Raw genomic sequence first — 22,209 nt, forward strand, 5'->3', positions numbered from 1 at the left:
TTTCCTTCTTACTTGTGGTGAGTAAGCTGGAATATTCCGGCATGGGTTTCCTTCAGGCTAGAGCCTCACAGGTTCAATCACCACCTCCTTAGGAGGTGGTTTAAGGCTTACAATAAAAAAGGCCGGGCTAACCCGACCTTGTTTGACCGCTCGATGCGCTTAGACCAGCTCGATCACATCGAAATTGGCTTCGCCGCTCAGATCGGCGTCGTAGTCAACGCCCTGCAGACCGAAGCCGAACAGGCGCAGGAATTCCGCCTTGTAGCCCTGGTAATCGGTCAGCTCGTTGATGTTGTTGTCGTTCAGCTGCCGCCAGATTTCACGACAGGTTTCCTGCACTTCGTCGCGCAGTTCCCAGTCATCCAGACGCAGACGGTGCTTCTCGTCGGTGTCCGGCGCCGCACCGCTGTACAGCTTGGTGGCGAACAGACGCTGGATCTGCTCGATGCAGCCTTCGTGAATGCCCTGCTCCTTCATGATTTTGAACACGATGGAGATATACAGCGGCATCACCGGAATGGCGGAGGAAGCCTGAGTCACTACCGACTTGAGCACCGCAACGTAAGCCGCGCCGCCTTTGGCCTGCAGCTTCTGGTTGATGGCGTGCGCCGCGCGATCCAGATCTTCTTTCGCCTTGCCCAGCGTACCGTGCCAGTAAATTGGCCAGGTCAGATCGGTACCGATGTAGGAGTAAGCGACCGACTGCGCGTTATCCGCCAGCACGCCCGCTTCGTCCAGCGCGTCCATCCACAGCTGCCAGTCCTGGCCGCCCATCACCTTCACGGTGTCGGCGATTTCTTGCTCGTTGGCCGGCTCGACCACGGCTTCAACCAGCACGTCTTTGTTGGTGTCCAGCGCGACGGATTTGTATGGCTCGCCGATCGGCTTCAGTGCGGAACGCACCACTTCGCCGGTTTCCGGCATCTTACGCACCGGCGAAGCCAACGAGTAAACCACCAGGTCAACCTGACCCAGGTCTTTTTTGATCAGATCGATCACGGTCTGACGGCACTCGTTGGAGAATGCGTCGCCGTTGATGCTTTTCGCGTACAGGCCTTCTTCTTTAGCTGCCTTGTCGAAACCGGCGGAGTTGTACCAACCGGCGGAACCGGTTTTGCCTTCGCTGCCAGGCTTCTCGAAAAATACGCCGATGGTGGCCGCACCGCTGCCGAAAGCGGCATTGATGCGCGAGGCCAGACCGTAACCGGTGGATGCACCAATGACCAGCACCTTTTTAGGCCCGTTTTTCAGTTCGCCGCGTGACTTAACGTAGGCGATTTGCTCACGGACGTTGGCTTCACAGCCTGCCGGGTGAGCGGTGGTGCAGATAAAACCACGAATTTTAGGTTTGATAATCATAGTAATTTTTTCTTGGTAGCTAAAAACCGAAGGACAATATACCTGATTTTCTCGATATACTTAAGAAAGTGCGAAAACAAGCGCAGTGAACAGACCAGTTTAGTCGATGGTTCAGGGTTGCCCAACTCCGCATCGTGATGCCTTCACGCGCCACGCCTCGCCCCCTCAACGCGTTCAAGCTTTCCCTCTTCAAATCAGCGAAAGTTGATCAAGCTTCTGGCGTTACGTTATGGTGTGGCTGTTTTTCGGTCGAATATCAGGGAAGATAAAATCACCAGGAACAGTGATGGAACCGACTTTATATTATATTTTTTCTACTCTCGCTGCCGCGGCCTGTCTGGCCGTGAAATACGTCTTCAGACCGTCTCTGGGTTCCAAGGGTTATGTCGTTCTGGTTGCGATATGTTTTCTAATCCTTTGCTGGCAATTTACCCTTTTTGCCAACGGCAACGCGATGTTTATTGCTGGTTCTGAAACTTGGGCCAAAGCAAATTGGCCTCTACGGAACTGTGCGCTGGGGTTTGCTCTTGCACATGCCTTCGCCACTTTCGAAGCATCCAAAAGAAAGAAAAAAGACAAACTTTCCTGAGGAAATCATCACCAAATGAAACACCATTTGGTGATGATGGGGTAGATCCATTATGCCTTGTGCTTTTCCAGCTGCTCGATCAGCGTGTAACGCAGCGATGAGGCATCGGCCGGTACGTTCTCCACCGGGGTGACGCGCACTTTCAATCGATACTGATAGCCCGGTTCGAAGGTGAAGCCCTCGATGCCGGTATAGAACAACTCCCACGGCTGCTGCGCGGAGCGGCGCACCTGCATGCACTTCATCGGGGCGACGCCCACGCAATCTACCAGCGCGCTGTTCACCAGCAACACTTCCGTTTGGCCGCCTTTTTCGTTTACGGGCTGATTCATCGAGGTTCCCTCCTGGCTGCAGCCGGCCAGCGCGGCCAACGCAACAAATAACAACGCTTTAATTTTCAATGTACTGCACCAATAGTCATCCAGGGGCGCCATGCTAACAAATTAACCGACCCAAGAGAACAGATAGCGCTACGGTTCCACACGCCCCAAATATCATTCCTCTGTGCTCTATCAGTCTGGAAAATATCGCAAAATAAACCCCCTGTTCTTATCCGAACCGGTAATTACCCCCGCTATTTTTTCTGTTAAAAACAGCTGGCTTGCGCAAGCTTTACTGAATCTAACTGAATCGATAAAGAGGGAATTTTATGCAAGAGATCGATGCCAAACACTTTCACCTGATCGCCGGCGCCGGTAACTTTGGCGACAACCGCAGCAGCAATGGCCGCGTCAACAACAACGGCGGCAACAAGAACGGAGGCGGGTCATCCAATCAGGGATTCTACGGCAAGCACACCTCGCCGGATTGCGTTAACGGCGTGATCACCGGTTCTCTGGGCGGCCTTGGCGGCCTGGCGGTGGGCGCGCTCAACGGCGGCTGCTTCAAGGAAGGCAGCAAAGGCGGCGGCAACGTCGGCATGGGGAAAGGCGGCAACAAAAACAGCGGCAGCAGCTGCAATAACAATAGCAGTAAAGGCGGCAATACCTGTTCGCGCTAAGCGGTTTTAATTAATCAAAGCTCCGGCTGAGCCTCTCCGTTCGGTCGGCGCTTTCCGTATTTTTGGTGATAACCATGTTTAAACTGTTTCGTACCTTATGCCTGCTGCTCGGCTTCTGGATCGCCACCCTGCTGCTCAGCGGCGCGGGGGTCTCCTTTACCCACGGCTACGCCGCGCCTAAAAATCTGTCGCATTTCGTCGTCTCGCTGGTGGTGGTTGGCGCCATCCTGCTGTGGACCCATAAATTGCTGCGGTTCTTTTTTGCCGAGAAATTTGAGAAGAAACCGCGTTAAGCCGTGTTCTCGTTGGGGGCGCCGCCCGCAACGATAAAACCGGCATCGCGAATCGCCGCCTTAACCTGCCTGGCGTCCATCACGGCCGTTTTCACATAGCCAAAAAAGGCCACCCGTGCGCTGGGCAAACGGATTGGCGTCGCCAGTTGGGCCATAAGCTCACGATTGCGCTGCGCCATCAGCTCGGCGCGCGCCTGCCAAAACGCGGCCGGTTCGGAGGGGGCTTCAGTGGCGGTTTCGAACCGAGACGCCAACTCGCTTAGCGCCTCCCACTCCGCCAACAGGGCGGCAACCACTTCAGGGTTAGCCACCAGCCCCCAGTCAGAGGGTAAGGCCCCCTCACGCCACGCATTGAGATAGCCGGGCAACATCATCTTTAATTGACTCAGTTGCTCGTTCACTGCGGGTTACCTTTTATAGCGCCTGATGCCGGGATATTTCCCATAATGACACTCTCGTTAAACCGTTGATTGAAGCAATGGCCGAAGCTTATCAACGCCATAAATGACGTAATGACTTTTGGTGCGGCTAAATTAGCAATAGGTGCGGGTGGTGTGTGGAGCCGGAGATCGGGCTGAGGTGTTACGACTGGAAAGAGAAACCAGAATTTTATTGGCGTCTTAAGTGGAATTTTCTTATAAATCAATCACACAAAAAAAGACCGAATACGATTCCTATATTCGGTCTAGGGAAATGGCTCTTGGGAGAGAGCCGTGCGCTAAAAGTTGGCATTTAATGCAGGGCTTGTTCAGCCGTGCACTTTAAGAGTAGCCTACCGCGCCAGTTTTGCCAGCCGCCCGGCGGCCGCGTGATAGTTTCGTGACGAAATAACTATGCGGCAAATGCGCATCAATCTGCGCACGCTGGGCAAGGCGTTGGCAAACAAGCGGTTAGTCAACGCACAGCTTCTCGGCGCGCTCGATAAACGGCGCCATGCTCATTTTTTTCCCCGGTTCGGCAGGGTCGTCCAGCAGGATCACCTCCAGCGGCTGCGCGCGCTGATGGCCCTTCTTCACCTGCTGCTCCGCAACGTCGTTGAGCGGATATTGCATCAGGGTGCTGTTATTCAGCACAAACAGCGCGCCGCCGCTGCGGCACTGCAGCGTCACTTCTTCCTTTGTGAACGCCCACTGTTTGCCGTACTCCAGTTTGGTGATGTTCACCAGTTTGTCTGCCGCCAGCGCGCCGGTCGCGGTTGCCAGCAGCGTAATGCCGAGTAATACCGATTTCATGTGATGGCCTTAAGGTTGCTATTCGCGCCGATTTTCCCGCAGCTTGGCCGGTTGCGGCAAGCTGAAATGTCATACCGGCGCATAGGTTGCAAATAAACTGACCAGCAGCAGCACCGCCATCCCCAACCCGACTTCGAGCCAGCAGGCCAGCACCACGCCGCGCTGCGCCAGCGCCGGTACGCGGCTCATCGCCGGCACGATGGCGTAGCGATTGGCCAGCGCCACCATCACCATCAGCGCCACCAGCGCGGTTTTGATCAGCAACAGGCGCTGATAAGGCGAGCCGAGGTTGAGCGGCCAACCGCCGAGTATGATAAGGCTGTTGACGATGCCGGTGACGATCACCGCCGCCACCGCCAGGTGCCCCCAGCGCGAGAAACGGATCAGCGTGGTGATGGCATCGCTGCGCCACTGCGGCGGCTGCAGGTAACGCAGGCAAACCAGCAACGGCGCCAGGCTGCCGAACCAGTAGCCGGCGGCCAGCAGGTGCGCCGCATGGTTGGCGCGGTGCAGCGCGCCCAACGCGCCTTCATGCATCGCCGCATGGCCGATGAACGCCAGGCTCATCAGCAGCAGCGCTGAGCACAGCGCCAACGCCTGCGCGCGCGGCCGTTCCGGCAGCGGCAGGCCCAGGATCGCCAGCAGCGACAGGCCCAGATGCCAGCGCCACACTTCGCCGAAGGTGGTGCCGAGCACCGCCCACCAGACCTCCAGCCGCCAGGCATCTTGCCAACCGTCGCCCATCTGCCCGGCCTGAATGGCCAACAGCGCCACGGCGGAAAGCCCGGCAATCCAGGTGCCGGCAAACAGCAGCGGACGCACATCGCGGGAGAGGATCGGGGAGAGGCGCTGCGGTGACAATAAGGCGGTGAACAGACTGATGCCGAACATCAGCATCACCGCCGCAAAGTGCACCAAGCGACACAGAACGAACAGGGTCGCCAGAGTCACGATCAGTTTACGGTGAAGCTGTACTGGCCTTTGGTTTTATGCCCGTCGACCGACACCACATGCCAGCTGACGTTGTATTTGCCCGCGCTCAGCTCGCCTTCAATCGGCACGTTGACCTGAGTGTTGTTGTTCGGATCGAGCTGCAGCTTGCCGGTTTTCACCACGGCGTTGTCCGGGCCGGTGATTTTCACGCCGCTGAAGTTTGGCTCGATACCTTCGGAGAAGCTGAGGGTCAGCGCCTTCGGCGCCGGGCTGACGCTGGCGTCGGCCTTCGGCGTTTCCACTTTCAGGTGGGCGTGCGCCAGCGCTTGCTGCGAAGACAGGCCGACGAACAGAACGAAAACGGTGGAAAGCAGGCGACAGGAGGAACGAATTTTACCGATCACAGTGGTATCCCTTAACAATATAAAGAGGGTCATAAGGGTTAAGGTCACAGCCAAGGCGATGTATCAGCGACCCCAACCCACCGCAATGATTGCGCCACGGGTAAACAGAAAAACGGGTTGTATCGGTTAACCCGCTGTTTTGACTCTACCATCCCTGTAGCGTATCGCGGTAAATCATAACGACCACGCCGCGGCAAGTCGAGCTCATCACTGGCATTTTGCGATCCGGCAGCACGTATCGCCGCATAACCGCGATAAACGCAGGGTAAAAAAAACCGCGCATCAGGCTCGCCCGCGCGCGGTTTTTCGATGTTCTGATGCAGATCAGGCCTGGTCGTTGCCGCCCTGGCCCATCGCGCCCATTTTCTTCAGATCTTTGTCGATGAAGAACAGGCCCTTGCCGCTGGTGCCCACCAGCGCCAGCTTGTCCAGCACGGATTTGAACAGTTTCTCTTCTTCATGCTGCTCCGCCACGTACCACTGCAGGAAGTTGAAGGTGGAGTAATCGTGTGCGGTCATGGCGGCGTGCGCCAGTTCGTTGATCTGACGAGTGATCAGCTGTTCGTGTTCGTAGGTCTGCTGGAACACGTCCGCCAGCGACTCAAACGCCACCGGCGGCGCGGCGATGGTGCCCAGCAGCGGCAGAGAGCCGGTGTCGCTCAGATAGTCGAACAAACGTTGCATATGCTGCATCTCTTCCTGAGAATGCTCTTTAAGAAATGCGGCGGCGCCTTCAAAGCCTTTATCGCTGCACCATGCGCTCATCTGCAGATACAGGTTGGCGGAGTAGAACTCCAGATTCAGTTGCTCATTCAGCTTTTGAGTCATTTCTTGCGTCAGCATAATGATTCCTTTTATTTTGCAGGTCATGAATTTAATTTCCGCGCATTATGCCTTGCTGCCGTAAAAATAAAAACACATTATTCACACCAAGCAAACATTAATTATAAAAACCATAAATATCAACAAATTAAAATATTCAACCCACATTGAGAATTCACATGATAATTATTTTCATCTTTTATTTTAATCAAAAAGCGAATCATTCTTATTTAAAAGAATAAATAGATTGCATTACTCTCGGATAAATATCGCTCCCGGCAACGGCGTAATGGGCTTGCCAAGCGCCGCCGGGTGGATTACCTTCTGCGCAGATTCAATGCGGCAAAGTAAGTAAGGAGCATAGCGTGGGTTACAATCTGGCCGAGCTGTCCAAAGAGGAAATGGACAGGGTGAATGTGGATCTCGCCGCCTCAGGCGTGGCGTACAAAGAGCGCTACAACATGCCGGTGATCCCGGAAGTGGTGGAGCGCGAGCAACCGGAAGCGCTGCGCGACTATTTTCGCGAGCGCGTGGCGCACTACCGCGCGGAATCCCACAAGTTTTCGCGCCTGCCGTACGAGCCGAAGGCTAAATAGAAAAACCCGCCGTTACGGCGGGTTTTTTGCGTCACTTGCCGGCAAAGCGGTCGGTAGCGATCATCAGCTGGTGCAAAATGCCCGGCTCATCATACGAATGCCCCGCCCCTTCCACGATATGCAGCTCCGCCTCCGGCCAGGCCTTGGCCAGGTCCCAGGCATTCTGCACCTGGCAGGCCATGTCATAACGGCCGTGGACGATCACCGCCGGAATATGGCGGATCAGCGGCACGTTGCGCAGCAGTTGGTCGTCGCTTTCCAGGAACCCCAGATGGGTGAAGTAGTGGTTTTCAATGCGGGCGAACGCCAGCGCGAAATCATCCTCGCCGAACGAAGCGGATTCGCGGCTCGGCAGCAGCGTGACCGTCTCCCCTTCCCACACGCTCCACAGCTTGGCCGCTTCAAGCTGCACCTGCGGATCGGCCGAGGTCAGCCGCTGCCGGTAGGCGGCGATCACATCTTTACGCTCGTCATCCGAGAGGATGGACAGCACGCGCTCCCATTTTTCCGGGAAGAAGCGCGAAGCGCCGTCCTGGTAATACCAATGCAGTTCCTGCTTGCGCAGGGTGAAGATGCCGCGCAGCACCATTTCACTGACGCGCTCCGGGTGGGTCTGCGCATAGGCGAGCGCCAGCGTGGAGCCCCAGGAACCGCCGAACACCAGCCACTGTTCGACGCCGGCCATTTCGCGCAGCCGCTCGATATCGGCCACCAAATGCCAGGTGGTGTTGTTGTCCAGGCTGGCATGCGGACGGGAGCGGCCACAGCCGCGCTGATCGAACAGCAGCACCTTGTAGCGTTCGGGATCGAACAGCTGACGATGATGCGGGGAGATGCCGCCGCCCGGCCCGCCGTGAATGAAAACCGCCGGCTTACCGTTCGGGTTACCGCTCAGCTCCCAGTAGATCCGGTGGCCATCCCCAGTGTCCAGCCAACCGCTGTCGTATGCCGCTAACGGCGGGTACAAACCTCGTAATTGTTCCATGGCGCTTTCCGTCTCTCTGTGAGTCATGCTTTCATCAAAGCGGAAGCCGCCCGGCAGGTCAACGGTAAAACCCGAAAACTCGAACGCGCGCCGGGAACTCGGCGCGCGTTTGCTCAAAATCACAACGACCTGCTTGCAAAACGCCCACAGGCCCGATCAGTTCAGGTGCGCAATCGCGCTGATCTCCACCAACTGCTCGGGCGAAGCCAGCCCAGTGACGCCGATCAGCGAACCAGCGGGCCGGTGATCGCCGACATAGCGCTTGAACAACGCAACGCAGGGTTCAAAATGCGCCTGTACGTCAGTCAGATAGATCTCCACATACGCCAGGTTCGAACGTTCGGCGCCGAATCCCGCCAATACCCGATCCAGGTTGTCCAACGTCTGCCGGGTTTGCCGTTCGATATCGCCCGCGCCGATAAACTCACCCTGCATATCATGGGAAAACTGCCCCGAAATATAGAGGGTGTCTTTGACGCGAATGCCTTGGGACACGCCATTCTCCTCTTCCCAAATGACCCCGTGATGGTAGTGCGTGATGCCGTTTTTCATGCTGCTTCTCCAACCGTTTATCGTTTCCATGACGACTATAATCGTTTGATTGGCGAATGGACGTCGTCACTGAAACGACATTCATTATGCAGTTAATTAATTGAATATGTTAAATTAATTATCTTATCACCGGCTCTCGGGGGGCGGCATGCTGCGGGCGAATCTCAATGACATTCAGGTTTTCATGGCCGTCGTCGACGCCGGCAGTTTTGTCGCCGGCGGACAGACGATGGGGCTATCGCGCTCGGCGGCGGGCAAAGCCATCGCGCGTCTGGAGCAGCGGCTGAGCGTGCGGCTGTTGCATCGCACCACGCGTTCGCTTGGCCTGACCGACGAGGGGCGAGAGTTTTATCGGCGCGGTCTGCAGATCCTCGCTTCGGTCGATGACGCCGAGGCCAGCGTGGCCGGCGACAAAGGCACCGCACGCGGGGTGCTGCGGTTGACCGCTCCCGCCGCCTTCGGCAGACGGATCCTGTTGCCGCTGGTGCCGAAATTTCTCGTCGCCTGGCCAGAGGTGCAGGTGGAGATCAGTTTTTCCGATCGCCTGGCGGATATCGTGGAAGAAGGATTTGATTTGGCGGTGCGGATCGGCGTCACGGCGCCGGATACCCGGCTGGTGTCCAGAACCCTCGCCAGGTATCGCGCCCTGCTGTGCGCCTCCCCCGCCTACCTCGCCGCCCGTGGCGAACCGCAAACCGTCGAGTCGCTCGCCGGGCATGAGGCTCTGCTGTTCAGCAGTCGCAACCAAAAACAGCCCTGGCGGCTGCGCGACGAGCGCGGCGAATGGGTCAAGGCCCCGGTGCGCGGCCGCCTGCGGCTGGACAGTGGGGAAGCGTTACGCGACGCCGCTCTGTCCGGGTTGGGCATCGCGTATCTGCCGGAGTTTATGATTGCGGAGGACCTGGCCGCCGGCCGTCTGCGGCAGGTGTTGCGCGCCGTGGCGGGTGAAGAAGTCAGGATTGTGGCGCTCTATCCGAATAAGCGCCTGCTGGAACCACGCGTCAGGCGCTTTCTCGATCTGTTGGTGGATACGCTCGGCGGCTGAGACCTTACCCGCCTTTACGCATATGCGGCTCACGCATCTCCTGTGCGGTTTTCGCCTCGATGCTCAGCTCCGCCGTCGGGCGCAGCAGCAGACGCGCCAGCCCGATGGGTTCGCCGGTTTCACGGCAGTAGCCGTACTCGCCGTTCTGCAATCGCGCCAGCGCCGCATCGATTTTCGGCAATAGGCGGCTTTCGCGATCCAGTTGGCGGAACAACAGGCGCAAATCCTCTTCGCGCGCCGCCTTATCGGCCTCATCGCCCGTCGCTTCGCCGCCATCGATCTCTTTTTTCAGCTCATCGATGTGCAGCAGCAGCTTTTGCCGCTCATCCTGCAGCAGCTGACGGAAAAACGCCCGTTGAACCGAGTTCATATAATCAGAATCCGGCATGGCCAGCAGTTGCTGCGCATCCGGTAATGCCATCACAGTCATTGCGTTCTCCGAATATTGAAAGTGTAATATTATAACATAATATTTATTTTTAACACCCGGTCATCCAAAAACAAAATTTCACGTGCAAACAGCCGGTTAAGTGCAATTTGCACTTTGTCGCTTGCATCCTGCCGGCTTTAGGCGGTTAATGGCTGAGCAAGCCACCCAATCATAGGTAACGAGAGGCCATCATGAGTAAGGGAATGGATAGCAAAAAAAATGCGAAGAAGAAGCCGTTGAAAACCCCAGCAGAGAAACGTGCGGAGAAACGCGCCAAAAAAGCGCATCCGTCTGGTGAGTAAGCGTCCTTCCATCCGTCATTAAACCCGCCAAGGCGGGTTTTTTATTGCCTCACAGGAGAGATGGCCGATGTCCTGCTTCACCCTCGCCGCCGCCCAATACCCCGCCGCTGCGGCCGATATCGCCTGCAACCTTGAACGTCACCTTGAATTTGTCGCGCAGGCAGCCCAACAGCAGGTGCAACTGCTGGTGTTTCCCGAACTGTCGCTAAGCGGCTATGAACTGGCCGATGCAGCCGAACTGGCGCTGACGCTGGGCGATCCGCGTCTGCAACCGCTCGCTGCGGCGGCGCAATCGCATCAGATGACGATCATCGTCGGCGCGCCCTTACGCAGCGGCCAGGCGCTGCATATCGCCGCCTTGATCTTTCACCCCAATGGCACATTGACGCCCTATACCAAGCAGCATCTGCACGGCGCGGAACAGCAACGGTTCTTGCCCGGTAATGGCGGCACGCTGCTGGAAATACATCGGCAACGCATCGCGCTGGCTATCTGCGCCGATACTTCGGAGCCCGGCCACGCGAGCGCCGCCGCACAGGCGGGCGCGCAGATTTATGCTGCCGGCGTGCTGGTATCTGAAGCCGGTTACGCGAAAGACAGCGCCGCGCTGGCAGGCTATGCCCGGCGTTATGGCATGGTCACGCTGATGGCCAACCATGCGGCGCCGACCGGCGGCTGGATCCCGGCAGGCCGCAGCGCCATCTGGGATGAAACGGGAGCGCTTTTGGTTGCCGCGCCGGATGACGCTCCTGGGCTGATCATCGCCGGCAAGACTTCCGACGGTTGGCACGGTCGCCTGTGCCGGTTAAGCTGAAGCCTGACGGCAACGCGGAGGAAAGCATGACGTTACGCGTAATAGATACCGAGACCTGCGGGCTGGACGGCGGCGTGGTGGAAGTGGCCTCCCTCGATCTGCTCGACGGCCAGTTAACCAATCCGATGAGCGATCTGGTCAGCCCGGACCGCCCCATCAGCCTCGACGCGATGGCTATTCACCACATCACCGAACAGATGGTGGAAGGCAAACCGCGTATTGCGGTGGCGATCGGCCGCTATCAGGGCAGCCCCTACTATGTGGCGCACAACGCCGCCTTTGATCGCGGGGTATTGCCGGAGATGAACGGCGCCTGGATCTGCACCCTCAAGCTGGCGCGCACGCTGTATCCGGACATCAAGTACGGCAACCAGTATCTGCGCTACGCGCTGAACCTGGACGTGCAACTGCCGGCAGACGCCACGCTGTACCCGCACCGCGCGCTGTACGACTGCTACGTCACCGCCGCGCTGCTGCAGCGCATCATCAAGGATTCGGGCTGGACGCCGGAGCAAATGGTGCAGATCACCGAACAGCCGGTACTGCTGAAGAAGTTCAAATTCGGCAAGTATCGCGGGCAAGAAATCGATCGCATCGCCCAGGAAGATCCCGGCTATCTGCGCTGGATGCTGAAATCCATCGACGATCTGAGCCCGGACATGAAACACACGCTGAAATACTATCTGATTGGCTAGCACAGCGGGCGGCGCAGGCCGCCCGCTGTTCGCCGTTACTCCGCCAGCGCCAGAATGAAGGCATACTCCAGCGCAATATCCTCATAGGCCTTGAAGCGGCCGGATTTGCCGCCGTGGCCGGCATCCATGTCGGTATACAGCAGCAGCTGCCGATCGTCGGTTTTCAGCTCGCGCAGCTTGGCCACCCACTTGGCCGGCTCCCAATACTGCACCTGCGAATCGTGCAGGCCGGTGGTCACCAGCAGATGCGGGTATGCCTGCGCCTTCACCTGATCGTACGGGCTGTACTGTTTGATGTAGTCGTAATAGGCCTGCTCGTTCGGGTTGCCCCACTCGTCGTATTCGCCGGTGGTCAGCGGGATCGACTCGTCCAGCATGGTGGTCACCACATCGACGAACGGCACCTGCGCCACCACGCCGTGGAACAGCTGCGGCGCCTGGTTGATCACCGCGCCCATCAGCAGACCGCCGGCGCTGCCGCCCATGGCGAACATCCGCTTGCCGTCGCCGTACCCCTGGGCGATCAGCGTTTCGGTCACGTCGATAAAGTCGTTGAAGGTGTTCTGCTTGTTGAACAGTTTGCCGTCTTCATACCACAGCTGCCCCAGCTCGCCGCCGCCGCGAATGTGCGCCAGCGCGAACACGACACCGCGATCCAGCAGGCTCAGGCGGCTGGCGCTGAACGCCGGATCCATGCTGCTGCCGTAAGAGCCGTAGCCGTACACCATCAGCGGGTTGGCGCCGCGCTGGAAGCTGTCCTGGCGATACACCAGCGAGACCGGCACCTCGACGCCGTCGCGCGCCTTCACCCACACCCGCTCGCTGCGGTAGTTTTCCGGCGTGAAGTTCTTCACTTCCTGCTGTTTGAGCATCGTCCGCTCACCGCTGTCCATGTTCAGTTCGTACAGCGTGGTCGGGGTGGTCATCGACGAATAGCCGTAGCGCAGCAGCGCGGTTTCCGGATCCGGGTTATACGCCAGCCAAGTGGTGTAGGTCGGATCGTCGAAGGCGATGCGTTTCTCTTCGCCCGTCTGCCAGTGGATCTGGCGCAGCAGCGTCAGGCCGGCATTGCGCTCTTCCACCACCAGCCAATCACGGAACAGGCTGAAGCCCTCCAGCATCACGTCGGCGCGCGGGGCGATCAGCGTCTGCCACTGCGCTTCGTCCGCCTGCTCGCTCTGGTACAGGCCGAAGTTCTTGCCGTCCTTATTGGAGCGAATATAGAAATGCTGGTGATAGTGATCGATGGCGTACTCGTGATCCTTGCGGCGCGGCACGAACAGCTGCGGCTTGGCGTCCGCACGATCGGCGTCCAGCAGCAGGATCTCCGAGGTGGTGGTGCTGCTCAGGTGGATCAGGATAAAACGCTCGGAGGTGGTCTTCTCCAGCCCGACGTAAAAGGTATCGTCCAGCTCTTCGTAAATCAGCTCATCCTGTTGCGGATCGCTGCCCACCACGTGGCGATAGACCTGATACGGCAACAGCGTCTTGGCGTGCTTGCGCACGTAGTACACCGTCGAGGAGTCGTTGGCCCACTCGAAGCTGCCGGAGGTGTTTTCCAGCACTTCGTCGGCCCAGCTGCCGTCGGCCAGGTTCTTGAAACGAATGTCATACTGGCGGCGCGACAGGAAATCCTCCGCCACCCCCAGACGCTGATTGTCGGGGCTGACGTCCAGCCCGCCCAGGGTGTAAAACTCGTGGTTCTCGGCGCGCTGGTTGCCGTCGATAAGCACTTCCCAGTGCTCGCTCTCGGCCTGCGGCTGGCGCACATAAATCGCGTATTCGTTGCCCGGCTCGTAGCGCGTCTGATAGCGATAGCCGTGGCGCACGTAAGGCACCGAATGTTCCTGCTGCGGAATGCGCGCCACCATCTCTTCGTACAGGGTTTCGCGCAGCGCCTGCTGCGGCTTCAGCATCGCATCGGTGTAGGCGTTCTCCGCCTGCAGGTAGTCCAGCACCTGGCGGTCTGCGCGCTCGTCGTCGCGCAGCCAGTAGTAGTCATCCACGCGCGTGTCGCCGTGGATGGTGATGGGATAAGGACGTTTTTCCGCTTTCGGTGGGGTCATCATTGCTAAATCATCCGCTTACATAGATTGCGGCAAGAGTGACACGATTCCCCCCGGCTTGCCAAGCGGCGCTACGCCAGCTCGCGCTTTTTCTCGTTGACGTCGCTCTCGATGCCCTGCTTGACGTCCGCCGGGATCTTCAGCGCCTGCGCCAGCGCATCGAGGTAGCCGCGCTCCATAAAGTGATCGACGTCGATCACCAGACAGCTCAGGTAGTAAACCTCCAGCGCCTCGTCTTCATTTTGCACGCTGCGGGCGATCAATTCCGGGTTGAGCGGCTGATCGAGCGCCTCCTGCACCCAGCCCTGCGCCTCTTCCCCCACCTGCAGCTGCGACAGGCTGTGATCGATGGCGCGCTGCTCGTCGGCATCGATATGGCCGTCGCTCTTGGCGGCGAACACCAACGCCTGCACCAAACGCTTGGCGCGCAGATCCACCGGCGTGGTTTGCAAACCGAACTGCGGTTCGTCCTGATGGGTCTCTTTCACCCGCTGCTTATACTTGTTCCACAGCACCGCGCCCACCGCCGCGCTGCCGCCGATAATCAGCGCATTCTTGCCGAACTTGCCCACCAGCTTGCGCGAGGATTTGTTGGCCAACAGCACACCGACCAAACCGCCCAGCGCCGTGGGCGCCAGCAGCTTGCCGATGCCTTCCGCCCCGCCCATCGCGCCGGCCTTCTGCCCGATCAACGTTTGAATCTGCTGCATCCAGTTACTTTTCATCATCTACCCCTTGCGTGAAAAAGCGCGGCGCGCAGGCGCGGCCGAACCGACGGTAAACCGCCAGATTAGGGGATCTTTTGTCAATTTACGTCTGGGGGATGCAAACCTGTGTTTAGCGGATCGGCGGACCGGGCGGCCCGCCTGGATGGCTGCGGCGTTACGCGTCTTCGTCGCCCGCTTCGTCGTCCTGCTCGTACTCCGCCAGCTCGTCGCGCATCGCCTGGATGGCGTCGCGGGTCATCAGCGCCAGCGTGCGGTAGAAACCGGTGGTGGCGTGCGCTTCCACTTTGCCGAGGAAGCGGCCGCACCACGGCAGCAGAAACTCGTCGAACAGCGCGATCTGCGCCTGCGCTTCATCCTCCTGCGACTGATCCTCCAGCCAGGAAGCGGCCAGCAGCAGTTGGCCGAAATGGTCGGCCGGCGCCTCCGCCAGCGGCATGCCGCGCTGCTGCAGGAAGGCGCGCACTTCCGCTTCGCTGGCGCCTTCGACATAGTCGGAGCGGAACGGCGACACGCTGCATTCGCTGCCGACGAACATCGCGTTGAAGTCGGTCGCCAGCTGGTTGACGTCGCAGCCCTGCTGCAGGCGCTTCAGCAGGTCATCCTGCTCCAGCGGCCAGTGCTGTTGCAGCTTGCCCTCTTTGATCAGCGCGAACAGCGGCACCAGCAGCGGATCCTGCGGCTGGCGGTAGAACAGCGTACCCAGCACGCGGCAGACAATGGAAAACTCATTCATGATAATGCCTTATACAATACGGAAAATTTTGCCGGGACGATGTCACAAATCGGCCAATTCCGCAATCGCCGGCTTGCCGCGCCGCTCGAGAAAATCCAGCAACCGGCGCGGGCTGACGTTGAGAATGCGCTCCTGCGGGAAGCCCACCTCTTCGATGATGCGCTCGCAGTGCTCGAAATTACCCAGTGAAAAAGCGACGTGCGAATCCGAACCCAGCGCCAGCCAGCCGCCGGCGTCGCGCACCGCGGCGGCGATCGCCCGGCAGTTGGCCTCGCTGCCCTTGCGGGAGTGGGTGAACGACGAGTTATTCAGCTCCAGCGCCACCTCGTATTTGGCCGCCGCCGCCGCGACGGCGGGAATGTCGATCGGGTAACGCGGGTTGCCGGGGTGGCTGATGATATGCACGTCCCCCTGCGCCATCGCGGCGATCATCGCTTCAGTATTGGACGCTTTATCCTGCGGCGCAAACACCGGCTCATGGAAACCGGCGATGATCACGTCGGTGGCCGTCAGCATCGGGCCGGTGCAGTCGATATCGCCCTGCAGGTTTTTGATGTTGGCTTCGATACCGCGCAAAATGCCCACGCCGTTCACCCGGCGCGGCCACACGTGCATGTTCATGAAGTGCCAGTAGTGCGGCGCATCGGCCATGTCCGGGCCGTGATCGGTGATGGCGAACAGCTTGATGCCCTTCTGCTGGGCTTCGGCGATGTAATCGTGCAGCGTGCTGTAAGCGTGGGTGCTGGCGACGGTGTGCATATGCAAATCAACGGGGTACATTGTTTCTCCTTCCAGAGGGCCCGCCCGCAAAGGTACGGGCAGGCGCGATGACGATAACAGCTTATCAGTTACCGAACGGCGGCTGAAGGCTCAGTAACCCCGTTGCCTGTCGACCACGCCGGCCGGGGCATGCCCCGCCTCCAGCGCGCGGATGTTGGCGGCGATCTGATCCATCGCCTGCTGCGGCAACGTGATGGCAGCAATATGCGGGGTAATGGTGACACGCGGATGACGCCAGAACGGGTGATCCTGCGGCAGCGGCTCGCGGGCGAACACATCCAGCGTGGCGGCGGCCAGTTGCCCCTGCTCCAGCGCCGCCAGCAGATCGGCCTCCACCAGATGCGCGCCGCGCGCGATGTTGATGAGGTAAGCGCCCGGCCGCAGTTGCGCGAACAGCTCGCGGTTGAGAATGCCGACGGTCTCCGGCGTATTGGGCAGCAGGTTGATCAGCAGTTTGACGCCGTCGAGAAAGGCGCCGCGCTGCGCCTCTCCGGCGAAGCTTTGCACGCCGTCGATCTGTTTGGCGCTGCGGCTCCAGCAGCGTACGCTGAAGCCAAACTCGGTCAGCTTGCGCGCCACGCTCTGCCCCAGCACGCCGGCGCCGAGGATGCCGATAGTGAAATCATCCAGCGAGTGCGGATCGAGCGGTTGCCATTCCTGCCGCTGCTGCAACGCCTGATACTCGTCGAAACGGCGGAAATAGCGCAGCACATAGCTCAGCGCATATTCCTGCATCTGCTGCGCCATGCCGGTATCCTCCAGCCGCAGCAGCGGCACGCCGGCGAGCAGTGTGCCGGGGTGTTTGCGCTCCTGATCGAGAATGGCGTCGACGCCGGCGCCGAGGGCGAACACCGCTTTCAGATCGCGGCGGTTGGCTAACATTTCGTGCGGCGGGCGCCATACCAGCGCGTAATCCGCCGGCCGCTCGTCGCCGCGCTGCCATTCGCGGATCTCGGCCTGCGGCAGGCGTTGCTTGATGCCGGTCAGCCATTCCTGGGCGTTAAACAAGGGGTGGTAATAGATGATGTTCATACTGCGGGCTCCGGTTTGTTTTTATTGGTTTTCCTTCAGCCTTCCGCGATTCGCCGCCGGATGCAAGCGTTAAAGCCCAAAATAAAAACAGCCCCGACCAGTGGGGCTGCTGTGTATTCTCGCCAAATCAGGCGGCAGACGGACCGTCGCGCCGGATAAGGCGCCGCAACAGCGGAATGAGGATCAGCATCGCCACGCCGACGCCCGTCGCCCCCCAGCCCAGTGCGCTGAAGATTTCGCTGTAGCCGGGATTGGTTTGCAGCGGCGTACTGCCGCTGTTTTCCGGCATCAGGCCGGAGACGTAGCCCGCCAGCACCGAGGCGACGCCGGTCACCATCATCCAGCAGCCCATCATCACGCCCTGATAGCGCGGCGGCGCCAGCTTGCCGATCATCGCGTAACCGATCGGCGAGATCATCAATTCACCGACGCTTTGCAGCACATAGCTGATGACGATCCATTTAAACGCCACCAGCCCGTCGCCGCCGGCCATGCTGATGCCCAGCGGCAGCACCAGCATGCCAAGCCCGATGCAGAACAGCGATCCGGAGAACTGCAGCGGAATGTCGATGTTGCAACCGCGGGCGCGCAGGCGGTTGAACCACCAGGCCAGCAGCGGGCCGCCCACCACGATCACCAGCGTGTTGATATTCTGGATCCACTGCGGCGCCACCTGAATGCCGTAAACGTTCAGGTTGATGTTGTGCTCGGAGAACAGCATCAGCCCCATCGGCGCCAGCTGATACAGCGCCCAGAACACCAGCGACCCCAGCGCCAGGATCAGATAGGCCGCCATTCTACGGCGCTCATCGCGCGGATGGTGGCGCAGCGTGACCACGCACAGCATCAGGAAGATCAGCGCGCCGAGCACGATCACGAAATGGCCGCTGAACTCGGCGTGGGTCAGCATCACGCGGATAATCGGCACCAGCGCCACCAGCACCGCCAGCCCGACCAGCATGCGCCAACGGTATTGACTGCGGCTGGCATCGTGCAGCGGCGTATTGAGATCCGCCAGAATCCGCCAGCGGCAGACGGCGACGATGATCGCCGCCGCATTGCCCAGCGTGGCGAACAGGAACAGCGCGCGATAGTTTTCCGTCAGTTGGAAATACCCGGCGACGGTAAAGCCAACGAAGAACCCAAGGTTCATGCCGGCGTAGTTCCACAGGAATGCCGATTCGCGCCGGTCATCGTCCGGTTTGAAACGCTGGGTGAGCATCATATTAATGCAGGTCACGTTAAGGCCGCTGCCGGTCAGGAACATCGCCAGCCCCCAGTACAGCCCCCACACGCCCGCGACGGCAATCAGCGCGCAGCCGATCACCTGCAGCACCATGCCCAGCACGAACAGGTTGCGGTTGCTGAGGAAACGGCCGCCGAGGTAGCCGCCGAACATGTGCAGACCATAGTTGAAGGCGCCGAACACGCCCATCATGGCGTTGGCGCTGCTTTCGTTGAAGCCCAATCGCTTGGTGGCGTACAGCACCAGCGTGGAGTAAAGCACGGCGAAGCCCAGTGTGGCGAAGATCTGGATGAAGAACAGCGCCCCCGCACCGGGGGGAATGGCATGGCGCGCTTGCGGCGCCGGCATGGCATCTGAAGGAGTCAAAACGAACCTCTACTGCATTATTATGTAATGAGTCTGTCCCTGTCTGCGATATCGCCGGCCTGTCTCCCGGCAATCTGCGCGGCGCCGTGATGTTCCTTGCCAATAACGCCGCGCCGACATAATTCCATTTAGCGACACATTTGACTAATAATCCAGTATTAATGCATATAACATCAAATAGACTAATCTCATTGGCGATATATTGAGCTACCCGTACAGAAAAAGGTCAAACAATCATCTTTCACGCGTTTTGAACATAGTCCGCCCTGCCCGCCGGTGGCCAAGAGTGGGAATATCGTTCGGTAAATCAGCAAATTGCTGCAAGTTTGGCTAAACAGTCATGAGAATGAAATAAGAGGGTTGACGCTGAGATCAGATTCTCCTACATTAGCGCCCGTCGACAGCGCAAAGCGTTTTCGACAACAAAACGGTGAGGTGTCTGAGTGGCTGAAGGAGCACGCCTGGAAAGTGTGTATACGCGAAAGTGTATCGAGGGTTCGAACCCCTCTCTCACCGCCAAATTCAAAGAGAAAGCCTGGATTAACGTCCAGGCTTTTTTTTGCATGATGCACCGCCGAGAGGGGTGAGAAGCCTCGACAGGGTTCGACAAAACGCCTGCGTTTTGGACAGCCAACGGCGGCCCGTAGGGTGAGCGCAGCGAATCAAGCCCACAGCCCGCGCCCGTAATTCCCATTTCCACCGGTTATCCACGAACCTTACCCCTGATGTTCTCGCTCTTTCATAGCTTCTGCCCTGCCGTTCGCCGCAGTTTTCAGCAAAGTGAACACGGCTTGAGCGGACGAACAAAAACACAGAAATTATTCTTGACCGGATCGGCCCCACTCCCTATAGTAGCGCCCCGTTGCAGCGATGATTTCGCAACAAAAAAAATATGGTGAGGTGTCCGAGTGGCTGAAGGAGCACGCCTGGAAAGTGTGTATACGCGAAAGTGTATCGAGGGTTCGAATCCCTCCCTCACCGCCATATTCTACGAAGAAGCCTGAGCTCACGTTCAGGCTTTTTTGTATGCATAGCGCACCGACCGGGAGGGTAAGAACCCTCGACAGGGTTCGACAAAACGCCTGCGTTTTGGACCGCCAACGGCGGCCCGCAGGGTGAGCGCAGCGAATCTATCCCTCCCTCACCGCCACATTCTAACGAGAAAGCCTGAGCGAAAGTTCAGGCTTTTTTGCATGCATAGCGCACCGACCGGGAGGGTGAGAACCCTCGACAGGGTTCGACAAAACGCTTGCGTTTTGGACCGCCAACGGCGGCCCGCAGGGTGAGCGCAGCGAATCTATCCCTCCCTCACCGCCATACAAAAAAGCCCGAACGCAAATTCAGGCTTTTTTATCCCCCCCAACCGCTCAGTGGTGCGTGCGCCCCATTGACGCCGGCTGCGCCAGCGCGCGGCGCCAGTCGCCCGGCGTTTGGCCGAATTGGCGTTTGAAGCTGCGGTTGAACGACTGCTGTGAGTCGAAGCCGAGCGAGATCGCCACGCTGACGATAGGCTCGCCGCTGTTGGCCAGGCGCTCCGCCGACACTTTCAGTTTTTGCATGCGGATATACTCACCCAGCGCGTAGCCGGTCTGGCGTTTGAACATGCGCTGCAGATGCCATTTGGAATAGCCCGCGCGGTCCGCCACGGTGTTGATATCCAGTTTCTCTTCCAGATTGTTGTCGATCCACGCCTTCAAATCGGTAATAAAGCCCGTAGTGTTCATGCAGATGCTCCCATCATTCGGCAGGGTCACCCTCTGCCCGATGCACATACGTTGCAACAGTTTCGCCTTAAATGCAATTTTTATTATTGCATTTATTGGAAAGCCGCCACTATACTCCACCCAATTAATGTAACCGATATTGATACATTAATGTGACACCAATGTGTTTCAAAACCTAACGTTGCGCAGCCGCCCCCTCACCGCACGCCGGCGCGGGGGCGAATCCCGGAGAACAGGGCCGGGTATGGGGCCTGACCGCGCTTACTTATCGGAATAAAAATAATGGCAAATCAACCAAACTCATCGTTCAACGCCGGCGGCCGCACGCGCGCCGTCGCTCTGGGTCAGCGGCTCTCCGGGGTGGCGCTGCTGGCCGCCCTGCTCGCCGGATGCGACAACAGCGTCGCGCACAATGCCCCGCCGCCGCCGCCGGTGGTCAGCGCCGCCAGCGTGGTGGTCAAGCCGATCAGACAGTGGGATGCCTTCAACGGCCGCGTCGAGGCGGTGCAGAGCGTGCAACTGCGCCCACGGGTCTCTGGTTACATCGAGCGGGTCAACTACACCGAAGGCGACGAGGTGAAAAAAGGCCAGGTGCTGTTCACCATCGACGATCGCACCTACCGCGCCGCGCGCGAACAGGCGCAGGCAGAGCTGGTGCGGGCGCGCAACCAGGCCGCCCTGGCGCGCAGCGAATCCTCGCGCACCGAGAAACTGATCGGCACTCAGGCCATCTCTCAGGAAGTGTGGGAGCAGCGCCGGTCGTCCGCCGCGCAGGCGCAAAGCAACGTGCTGGCGGCGCAGGCCCAGCTCGATATGGCGCAGCTGAATCTCGATTTTACCCGCGTTACCGCGCCGATTGACGGGCGCGCCAGCCGCGCGATGATCACCGCCGGCAACCTGGTCACCGCCGGCGACAGCGCCAGCGTGCTGACGACGCTGGTGTCGCTCGACAAGGTCTACGTCTATTTCGACGTGGATGAAGCCACCTTCCTGCGCTATCAGCAGCAAGGCCGGCACGATGCCCGCCTGCCGGTGAAAGTCGGCCTGGTAGGCGAAGACGGCACTCCGCATCAGGGGCTGGTGGACTTCACCGATAACCAACTGAACGCCGGGACCGGCACCATCCGCATGCGCGCCCTGCTCGACAACCGCGATCGCCGCTTCACGCCGGGGCTGTTCGCCCGGGTACAGATGCCCGGCAGCGCCGAGTTCAACGCCATGCTGATCGACGACAAAGCGGTGATGACCGACCAGAACCGCAAGTTCGTTTACATCGTCGATAAAGACGGCAAGGCGCAGCGCCGCGACATTGACGTGGGCCGCATGGCCGAAGGATTGCGCATCGTGCAGAAAGGGTTGGCAAACGGCGATCGGGTGATCGTCGACGGCATGCAGAAAGTGTTTATGCCGGGCATGCCGGTCGACGCGAAAGCCGTCGCCATGAACCCTATCGCCTCCACGCTTAACTAAGCTCCCAGCAGAG

At 59.2% G+C, this 22,209-nt stretch carries 25 protein-coding genes, 2 tRNA genes and 2 other RNA genes; 12 read left to right on the forward strand and 17 right to left on the reverse strand.

The annotated features are described in order from the left end of the window. Positions 1-159: 159 nt before the first annotated feature. Entirely contained in the window at positions 160-1,359 is a 1,200-nt protein-coding gene (gene fabV / locus ACJ8OK_RS12355; protein ID WP_016928134.1) for an enoyl-ACP reductase FabV, read from the reverse strand. 286 nt (positions 1,360-1,645) lie between these two features. Between fabV and ACJ8OK_RS12360 the strand changes: the two genes are divergently transcribed. After that, entirely contained in the window at positions 1,646-1,948 is a 303-nt protein-coding gene (locus tag ACJ8OK_RS12360; RefSeq protein ID WP_164095000.1) for a hypothetical protein, read from the forward strand. 50 nt (positions 1,949-1,998) lie between these two features. Here the strand turns inward: ACJ8OK_RS12360 and ACJ8OK_RS12365 are convergent, their stop codons facing one another. After that, positions 1,999-2,349 carry a DUF4377 domain-containing protein gene (locus tag ACJ8OK_RS12365; RefSeq protein ID WP_033633331.1) on the reverse strand — a complete coding sequence of 117 codons (351 nt, stop codon included), beginning with the start codon at positions 2,347-2,349 and terminating at the stop codon, positions 1,999-2,001. A 248-nt stretch (positions 2,350-2,597) separates the two neighbouring features. Here ACJ8OK_RS12365 and ACJ8OK_RS12370 point away from each other — a divergent pair, with 248 nt between their 5' ends. Then, positions 2,598-2,948, forward strand: coding sequence for a hypothetical protein (locus ACJ8OK_RS12370; protein WP_004940946.1), 351 nt, complete (start codon positions 2,598-2,600; stop codon positions 2,946-2,948). 74 nt (positions 2,949-3,022) lie between these two features. Then, on the forward strand, positions 3,023-3,241 hold the full coding sequence (locus ACJ8OK_RS12375) for a hypothetical protein (RefSeq protein WP_004940942.1): 219 nt from the start codon (positions 3,023-3,025) through the stop codon (positions 3,239-3,241). On the opposite strand, the gene ACJ8OK_RS12380 is transcribed toward ACJ8OK_RS12375, so the two are convergent. The 5 genes from ACJ8OK_RS12380 to ftnA form a co-directional block, all read right to left on the reverse strand. Beyond that, on the reverse strand, positions 3,238-3,642 hold the full coding sequence (locus ACJ8OK_RS12380) for a hypothetical protein (RefSeq protein ID WP_033633332.1): 405 nt from the start codon (positions 3,640-3,642) through the stop codon (positions 3,238-3,240). The genes ACJ8OK_RS12375 and ACJ8OK_RS12380 overlap by 4 nt on opposite strands. 489 nt (positions 3,643-4,131) lie before the next feature. After that, positions 4,132-4,473: a YebY family protein gene (locus ACJ8OK_RS12385; RefSeq protein ID WP_085336338.1), complete on the reverse strand. Its 342-nt coding sequence runs from the start codon at positions 4,471-4,473 to the stop codon at positions 4,132-4,134. 69 nt (positions 4,474-4,542) lie between these two features. Then, positions 4,543-5,424, reverse strand: coding sequence for a copper homeostasis membrane protein CopD (gene copD, locus ACJ8OK_RS12390; protein ID WP_048322945.1), 882 nt, complete (start codon positions 5,422-5,424; stop codon positions 4,543-4,545). A gap of 2 nt (positions 5,425-5,426) precedes the next feature. Continuing rightward, positions 5,427-5,810, reverse strand: a complete 384-nt coding sequence (gene yobA / locus ACJ8OK_RS12395; protein WP_004940886.1) for a CopC domain-containing protein YobA — start codon at positions 5,808-5,810, stop codon at positions 5,427-5,429. Positions 5,811-6,134: 324 nt separating this feature from the next. Further along, positions 6,135-6,653 carry a non-heme ferritin gene (gene ftnA / locus ACJ8OK_RS12400; protein WP_015377481.1) on the reverse strand — a complete coding sequence of 173 codons (519 nt, stop codon included), beginning with the start codon at positions 6,651-6,653 and terminating at the stop codon, positions 6,135-6,137. Positions 6,654-6,997: 344 nt separating this feature from the next. Here ftnA and ACJ8OK_RS12405 point away from each other — a divergent pair, with 344 nt between their 5' ends. After that, positions 6,998-7,228 (forward strand): DNA polymerase III subunit theta, encoded by a 231-nt coding sequence (locus ACJ8OK_RS12405; RefSeq protein ID WP_016928156.1) that lies wholly within the window; start codon positions 6,998-7,000, stop codon positions 7,226-7,228. Positions 7,229-7,259: 31 nt separating this feature from the next. On the opposite strand, the gene pip is transcribed toward ACJ8OK_RS12405, so the two are convergent. Then, positions 7,260-8,213, reverse strand: coding sequence for a prolyl aminopeptidase (gene pip / locus ACJ8OK_RS12410; protein ID WP_004928848.1), 954 nt, complete (start codon positions 8,211-8,213; stop codon positions 7,260-7,262). 156 nt (positions 8,214-8,369) lie between these two features. Beyond that, positions 8,370-8,765, reverse strand: a complete 396-nt coding sequence (locus ACJ8OK_RS12415; protein WP_442530611.1) for a RidA family protein — start codon at positions 8,763-8,765, stop codon at positions 8,370-8,372. Positions 8,766-8,913: 148 nt separating this feature from the next. On the opposite strand from ACJ8OK_RS12415, the gene ACJ8OK_RS12420 reads away from it, so the two are divergent. After that, entirely contained in the window at positions 8,914-9,810 is an 897-nt protein-coding gene (locus ACJ8OK_RS12420) for a LysR family transcriptional regulator (RefSeq protein ID WP_004928843.1), read from the forward strand. A gap of 4 nt (positions 9,811-9,814) precedes the next feature. Here ACJ8OK_RS12420 and dksA read toward each other — a convergent pair whose 3' ends face one another. After that, entirely contained in the window at positions 9,815-10,240 is a 426-nt protein-coding gene (gene dksA / locus ACJ8OK_RS12425) for an RNA polymerase-binding protein DksA (protein WP_004928840.1), read from the reverse strand. Positions 10,241-10,609: 369 nt separating this feature from the next. Here dksA and ACJ8OK_RS12430 point away from each other — a divergent pair, with 369 nt between their 5' ends. Further along, positions 10,610-11,356: a carbon-nitrogen hydrolase family protein gene (locus ACJ8OK_RS12430; protein WP_442530612.1), complete on the forward strand. Its 747-nt coding sequence runs from the start codon at positions 10,610-10,612 to the stop codon at positions 11,354-11,356. A gap of 26 nt (positions 11,357-11,382) precedes the next feature. Further along, the gene (gene exoX, locus ACJ8OK_RS12435) at positions 11,383-12,051 is read left to right on the forward strand and encodes an exodeoxyribonuclease X (protein WP_004928833.1); all 669 of its coding nucleotides are present in this window, start codon (positions 11,383-11,385) and stop codon (positions 12,049-12,051) included. 35 nt (positions 12,052-12,086) lie between these two features. Here the strand turns inward: exoX and ACJ8OK_RS12440 are convergent, their stop codons facing one another. The 6 genes from ACJ8OK_RS12440 to ACJ8OK_RS12465 form a co-directional block, all read right to left on the reverse strand. Further along, positions 12,087-14,120, reverse strand: a complete 2,034-nt coding sequence (locus ACJ8OK_RS12440) for a S9 family peptidase (RefSeq protein ID WP_442530613.1) — start codon at positions 14,118-14,120, stop codon at positions 12,087-12,089. 68 nt (positions 14,121-14,188) lie between these two features. Next, complete coding sequence (locus tag ACJ8OK_RS12445; RefSeq protein WP_033645518.1) at positions 14,189-14,842, reverse strand: tellurite resistance TerB family protein; 654 nt, start codon at positions 14,840-14,842, stop codon at positions 14,189-14,191. Positions 14,843-14,999: 157 nt separating this feature from the next. Next, positions 15,000-15,578, reverse strand: a complete 579-nt coding sequence (locus ACJ8OK_RS12450; protein WP_048322934.1) for a TorD/DmsD family molecular chaperone — start codon at positions 15,576-15,578, stop codon at positions 15,000-15,002. A gap of 42 nt (positions 15,579-15,620) precedes the next feature. Next, positions 15,621-16,358, reverse strand: coding sequence for a phosphatase (locus ACJ8OK_RS12455; RefSeq protein ID WP_004928821.1), 738 nt, complete (start codon positions 16,356-16,358; stop codon positions 15,621-15,623). A gap of 90 nt (positions 16,359-16,448) precedes the next feature. Next, on the reverse strand, positions 16,449-17,390 hold the full coding sequence (ghrA, locus tag ACJ8OK_RS12460; protein ID WP_442530614.1) for a glyoxylate/hydroxypyruvate reductase GhrA: 942 nt from the start codon (positions 17,388-17,390) through the stop codon (positions 16,449-16,451). Between the two features lie 127 nt (positions 17,391-17,517). Then, positions 17,518-18,984 (reverse strand): peptide MFS transporter, encoded by a 1,467-nt coding sequence (locus ACJ8OK_RS12465; protein ID WP_049202801.1) that lies wholly within the window; start codon positions 18,982-18,984, stop codon positions 17,518-17,520. Between the two features lie 447 nt (positions 18,985-19,431). Between ACJ8OK_RS12465 and ACJ8OK_RS12470 the strand changes: the two genes are divergently transcribed. The 4 genes from ACJ8OK_RS12470 to ACJ8OK_RS12485 all read left to right on the forward strand — a co-directional run bounded on the left by ACJ8OK_RS12470 (position 19,432) and on the right by ACJ8OK_RS12485 (position 20,319). After that, positions 19,432-19,521 (forward strand) — tRNA-Ser (locus tag ACJ8OK_RS12470). A 375-nt stretch (positions 19,522-19,896) separates the two neighbouring features. After that, a tRNA-Ser gene (locus tag ACJ8OK_RS12475) sits at positions 19,897-19,986 on the forward strand. A 46-nt stretch (positions 19,987-20,032) separates the two neighbouring features. Further along, positions 20,033-20,152, forward strand: a non-coding RNA gene (locus tag ACJ8OK_RS12480) — RtT sRNA. Positions 20,153-20,199: 47 nt separating this feature from the next. Then, positions 20,200-20,319, forward strand: a non-coding RNA gene (locus tag ACJ8OK_RS12485) — RtT sRNA. A gap of 50 nt (positions 20,320-20,369) precedes the next feature. Here ACJ8OK_RS12485 and ACJ8OK_RS12490 read toward each other — a convergent pair. Next, positions 20,370-20,726 carry a helix-turn-helix domain-containing protein gene (locus ACJ8OK_RS12490; protein WP_004928813.1) on the reverse strand — a complete coding sequence of 119 codons (357 nt, stop codon included), beginning with the start codon at positions 20,724-20,726 and terminating at the stop codon, positions 20,370-20,372. Positions 20,727-21,008: 282 nt separating this feature from the next. On the opposite strand from ACJ8OK_RS12490, the gene sdeA reads away from it, so the two are divergent. Continuing rightward, positions 21,009-22,196, forward strand: a complete 1,188-nt coding sequence (gene sdeA, locus ACJ8OK_RS12495; protein WP_033633341.1) for a multidrug efflux RND transporter periplasmic adaptor subunit SdeA — start codon at positions 21,009-21,011, stop codon at positions 22,194-22,196. Positions 22,197-22,209 lie beyond the last annotated feature (13 nt).

It is taken from the genome of Serratia sp. CY71090, from assembly GCF_052166845.1.
GTDB classification, from domain to species: domain Bacteria; phylum Pseudomonadota; class Gammaproteobacteria; order Enterobacterales; family Enterobacteriaceae; genus Serratia; species Serratia nematodiphila.

Bases quoted from the DNA above. Each gene is read 5' to 3' on its own strand.
- fabV (WP_016928134.1), bottom strand. From the start codon at position 1,359: ATGATTATCAAACCTAAAATTCGTGGTTTTATCTGCACCACCGCTCAC.
- ACJ8OK_RS12360 (WP_164095000.1), top strand. From the start codon at position 1,646: ATGGAACCGACTTTATATTATATTTTTTCTACTCTCGCTGCCGCGGCC.
- ACJ8OK_RS12370 (WP_004940946.1), top strand. From the start codon at position 2,598: ATGCAAGAGATCGATGCCAAACACTTTCACCTGATCGCCGGCGCCGGT.
- ACJ8OK_RS12375 (WP_004940942.1), top strand. From the start codon at position 3,023: ATGTTTAAACTGTTTCGTACCTTATGCCTGCTGCTCGGCTTCTGGATC.
- ACJ8OK_RS12385 (WP_085336338.1), bottom strand. From the start codon at position 4,473: ATGAAATCGGTATTACTCGGCATTACGCTGCTGGCAACCGCGACCGGC.
- ftnA (WP_015377481.1), bottom strand. From the start codon at position 6,653: ATGCTGACGCAAGAAATGACTCAAAAGCTGAATGAGCAACTGAATCTG.
- pip (WP_004928848.1), bottom strand. From the start codon at position 8,213: ATGGAACAATTACGAGGTTTGTACCCGCCGTTAGCGGCATACGACAGC.
- ACJ8OK_RS12415 (WP_442530611.1), bottom strand. From the start codon at position 8,765: ATGAAAAACGGCATCACGCACTACCATCACGGGGTCATTTGGGAAGAG.
- ACJ8OK_RS12420 (WP_004928843.1), top strand. From the start codon at position 8,914: ATGCTGCGGGCGAATCTCAATGACATTCAGGTTTTCATGGCCGTCGTC.
- dksA (WP_004928840.1), bottom strand. From the start codon at position 10,240: ATGACTGTGATGGCATTACCGGATGCGCAGCAACTGCTGGCCATGCCG.
- ACJ8OK_RS12430 (WP_442530612.1), top strand. From the start codon at position 10,610: ATGTCCTGCTTCACCCTCGCCGCCGCCCAATACCCCGCCGCTGCGGCC.
- exoX (WP_004928833.1), top strand. From the start codon at position 11,383: ATGACGTTACGCGTAATAGATACCGAGACCTGCGGGCTGGACGGCGGC.
- ACJ8OK_RS12440 (WP_442530613.1), bottom strand. From the start codon at position 14,120: ATGATGACCCCACCGAAAGCGGAAAAACGTCCTTATCCCATCACCATC.
- ACJ8OK_RS12445 (WP_033645518.1), bottom strand. From the start codon at position 14,842: ATGAAAAGTAACTGGATGCAGCAGATTCAAACGTTGATCGGGCAGAAG.
- ACJ8OK_RS12450 (WP_048322934.1), bottom strand. From the start codon at position 15,578: ATGAATGAGTTTTCCATTGTCTGCCGCGTGCTGGGTACGCTGTTCTAC.
- ACJ8OK_RS12455 (WP_004928821.1), bottom strand. From the start codon at position 16,358: ATGTACCCCGTTGATTTGCATATGCACACCGTCGCCAGCACCCACGCT.
- ghrA (WP_442530614.1), bottom strand. From the start codon at position 17,390: ATGAACATCATCTATTACCACCCCTTGTTTAACGCCCAGGAATGGCTG.
- ACJ8OK_RS12465 (WP_049202801.1), bottom strand. From the start codon at position 18,984: ATGCCGGCGCCGCAAGCGCGCCATGCCATTCCCCCCGGTGCGGGGGCG.
- ACJ8OK_RS12490 (WP_004928813.1), bottom strand. From the start codon at position 20,726: ATGAACACTACGGGCTTTATTACCGATTTGAAGGCGTGGATCGACAAC.
- sdeA (WP_033633341.1), top strand. From the start codon at position 21,009: ATGGCAAATCAACCAAACTCATCGTTCAACGCCGGCGGCCGCACGCGC.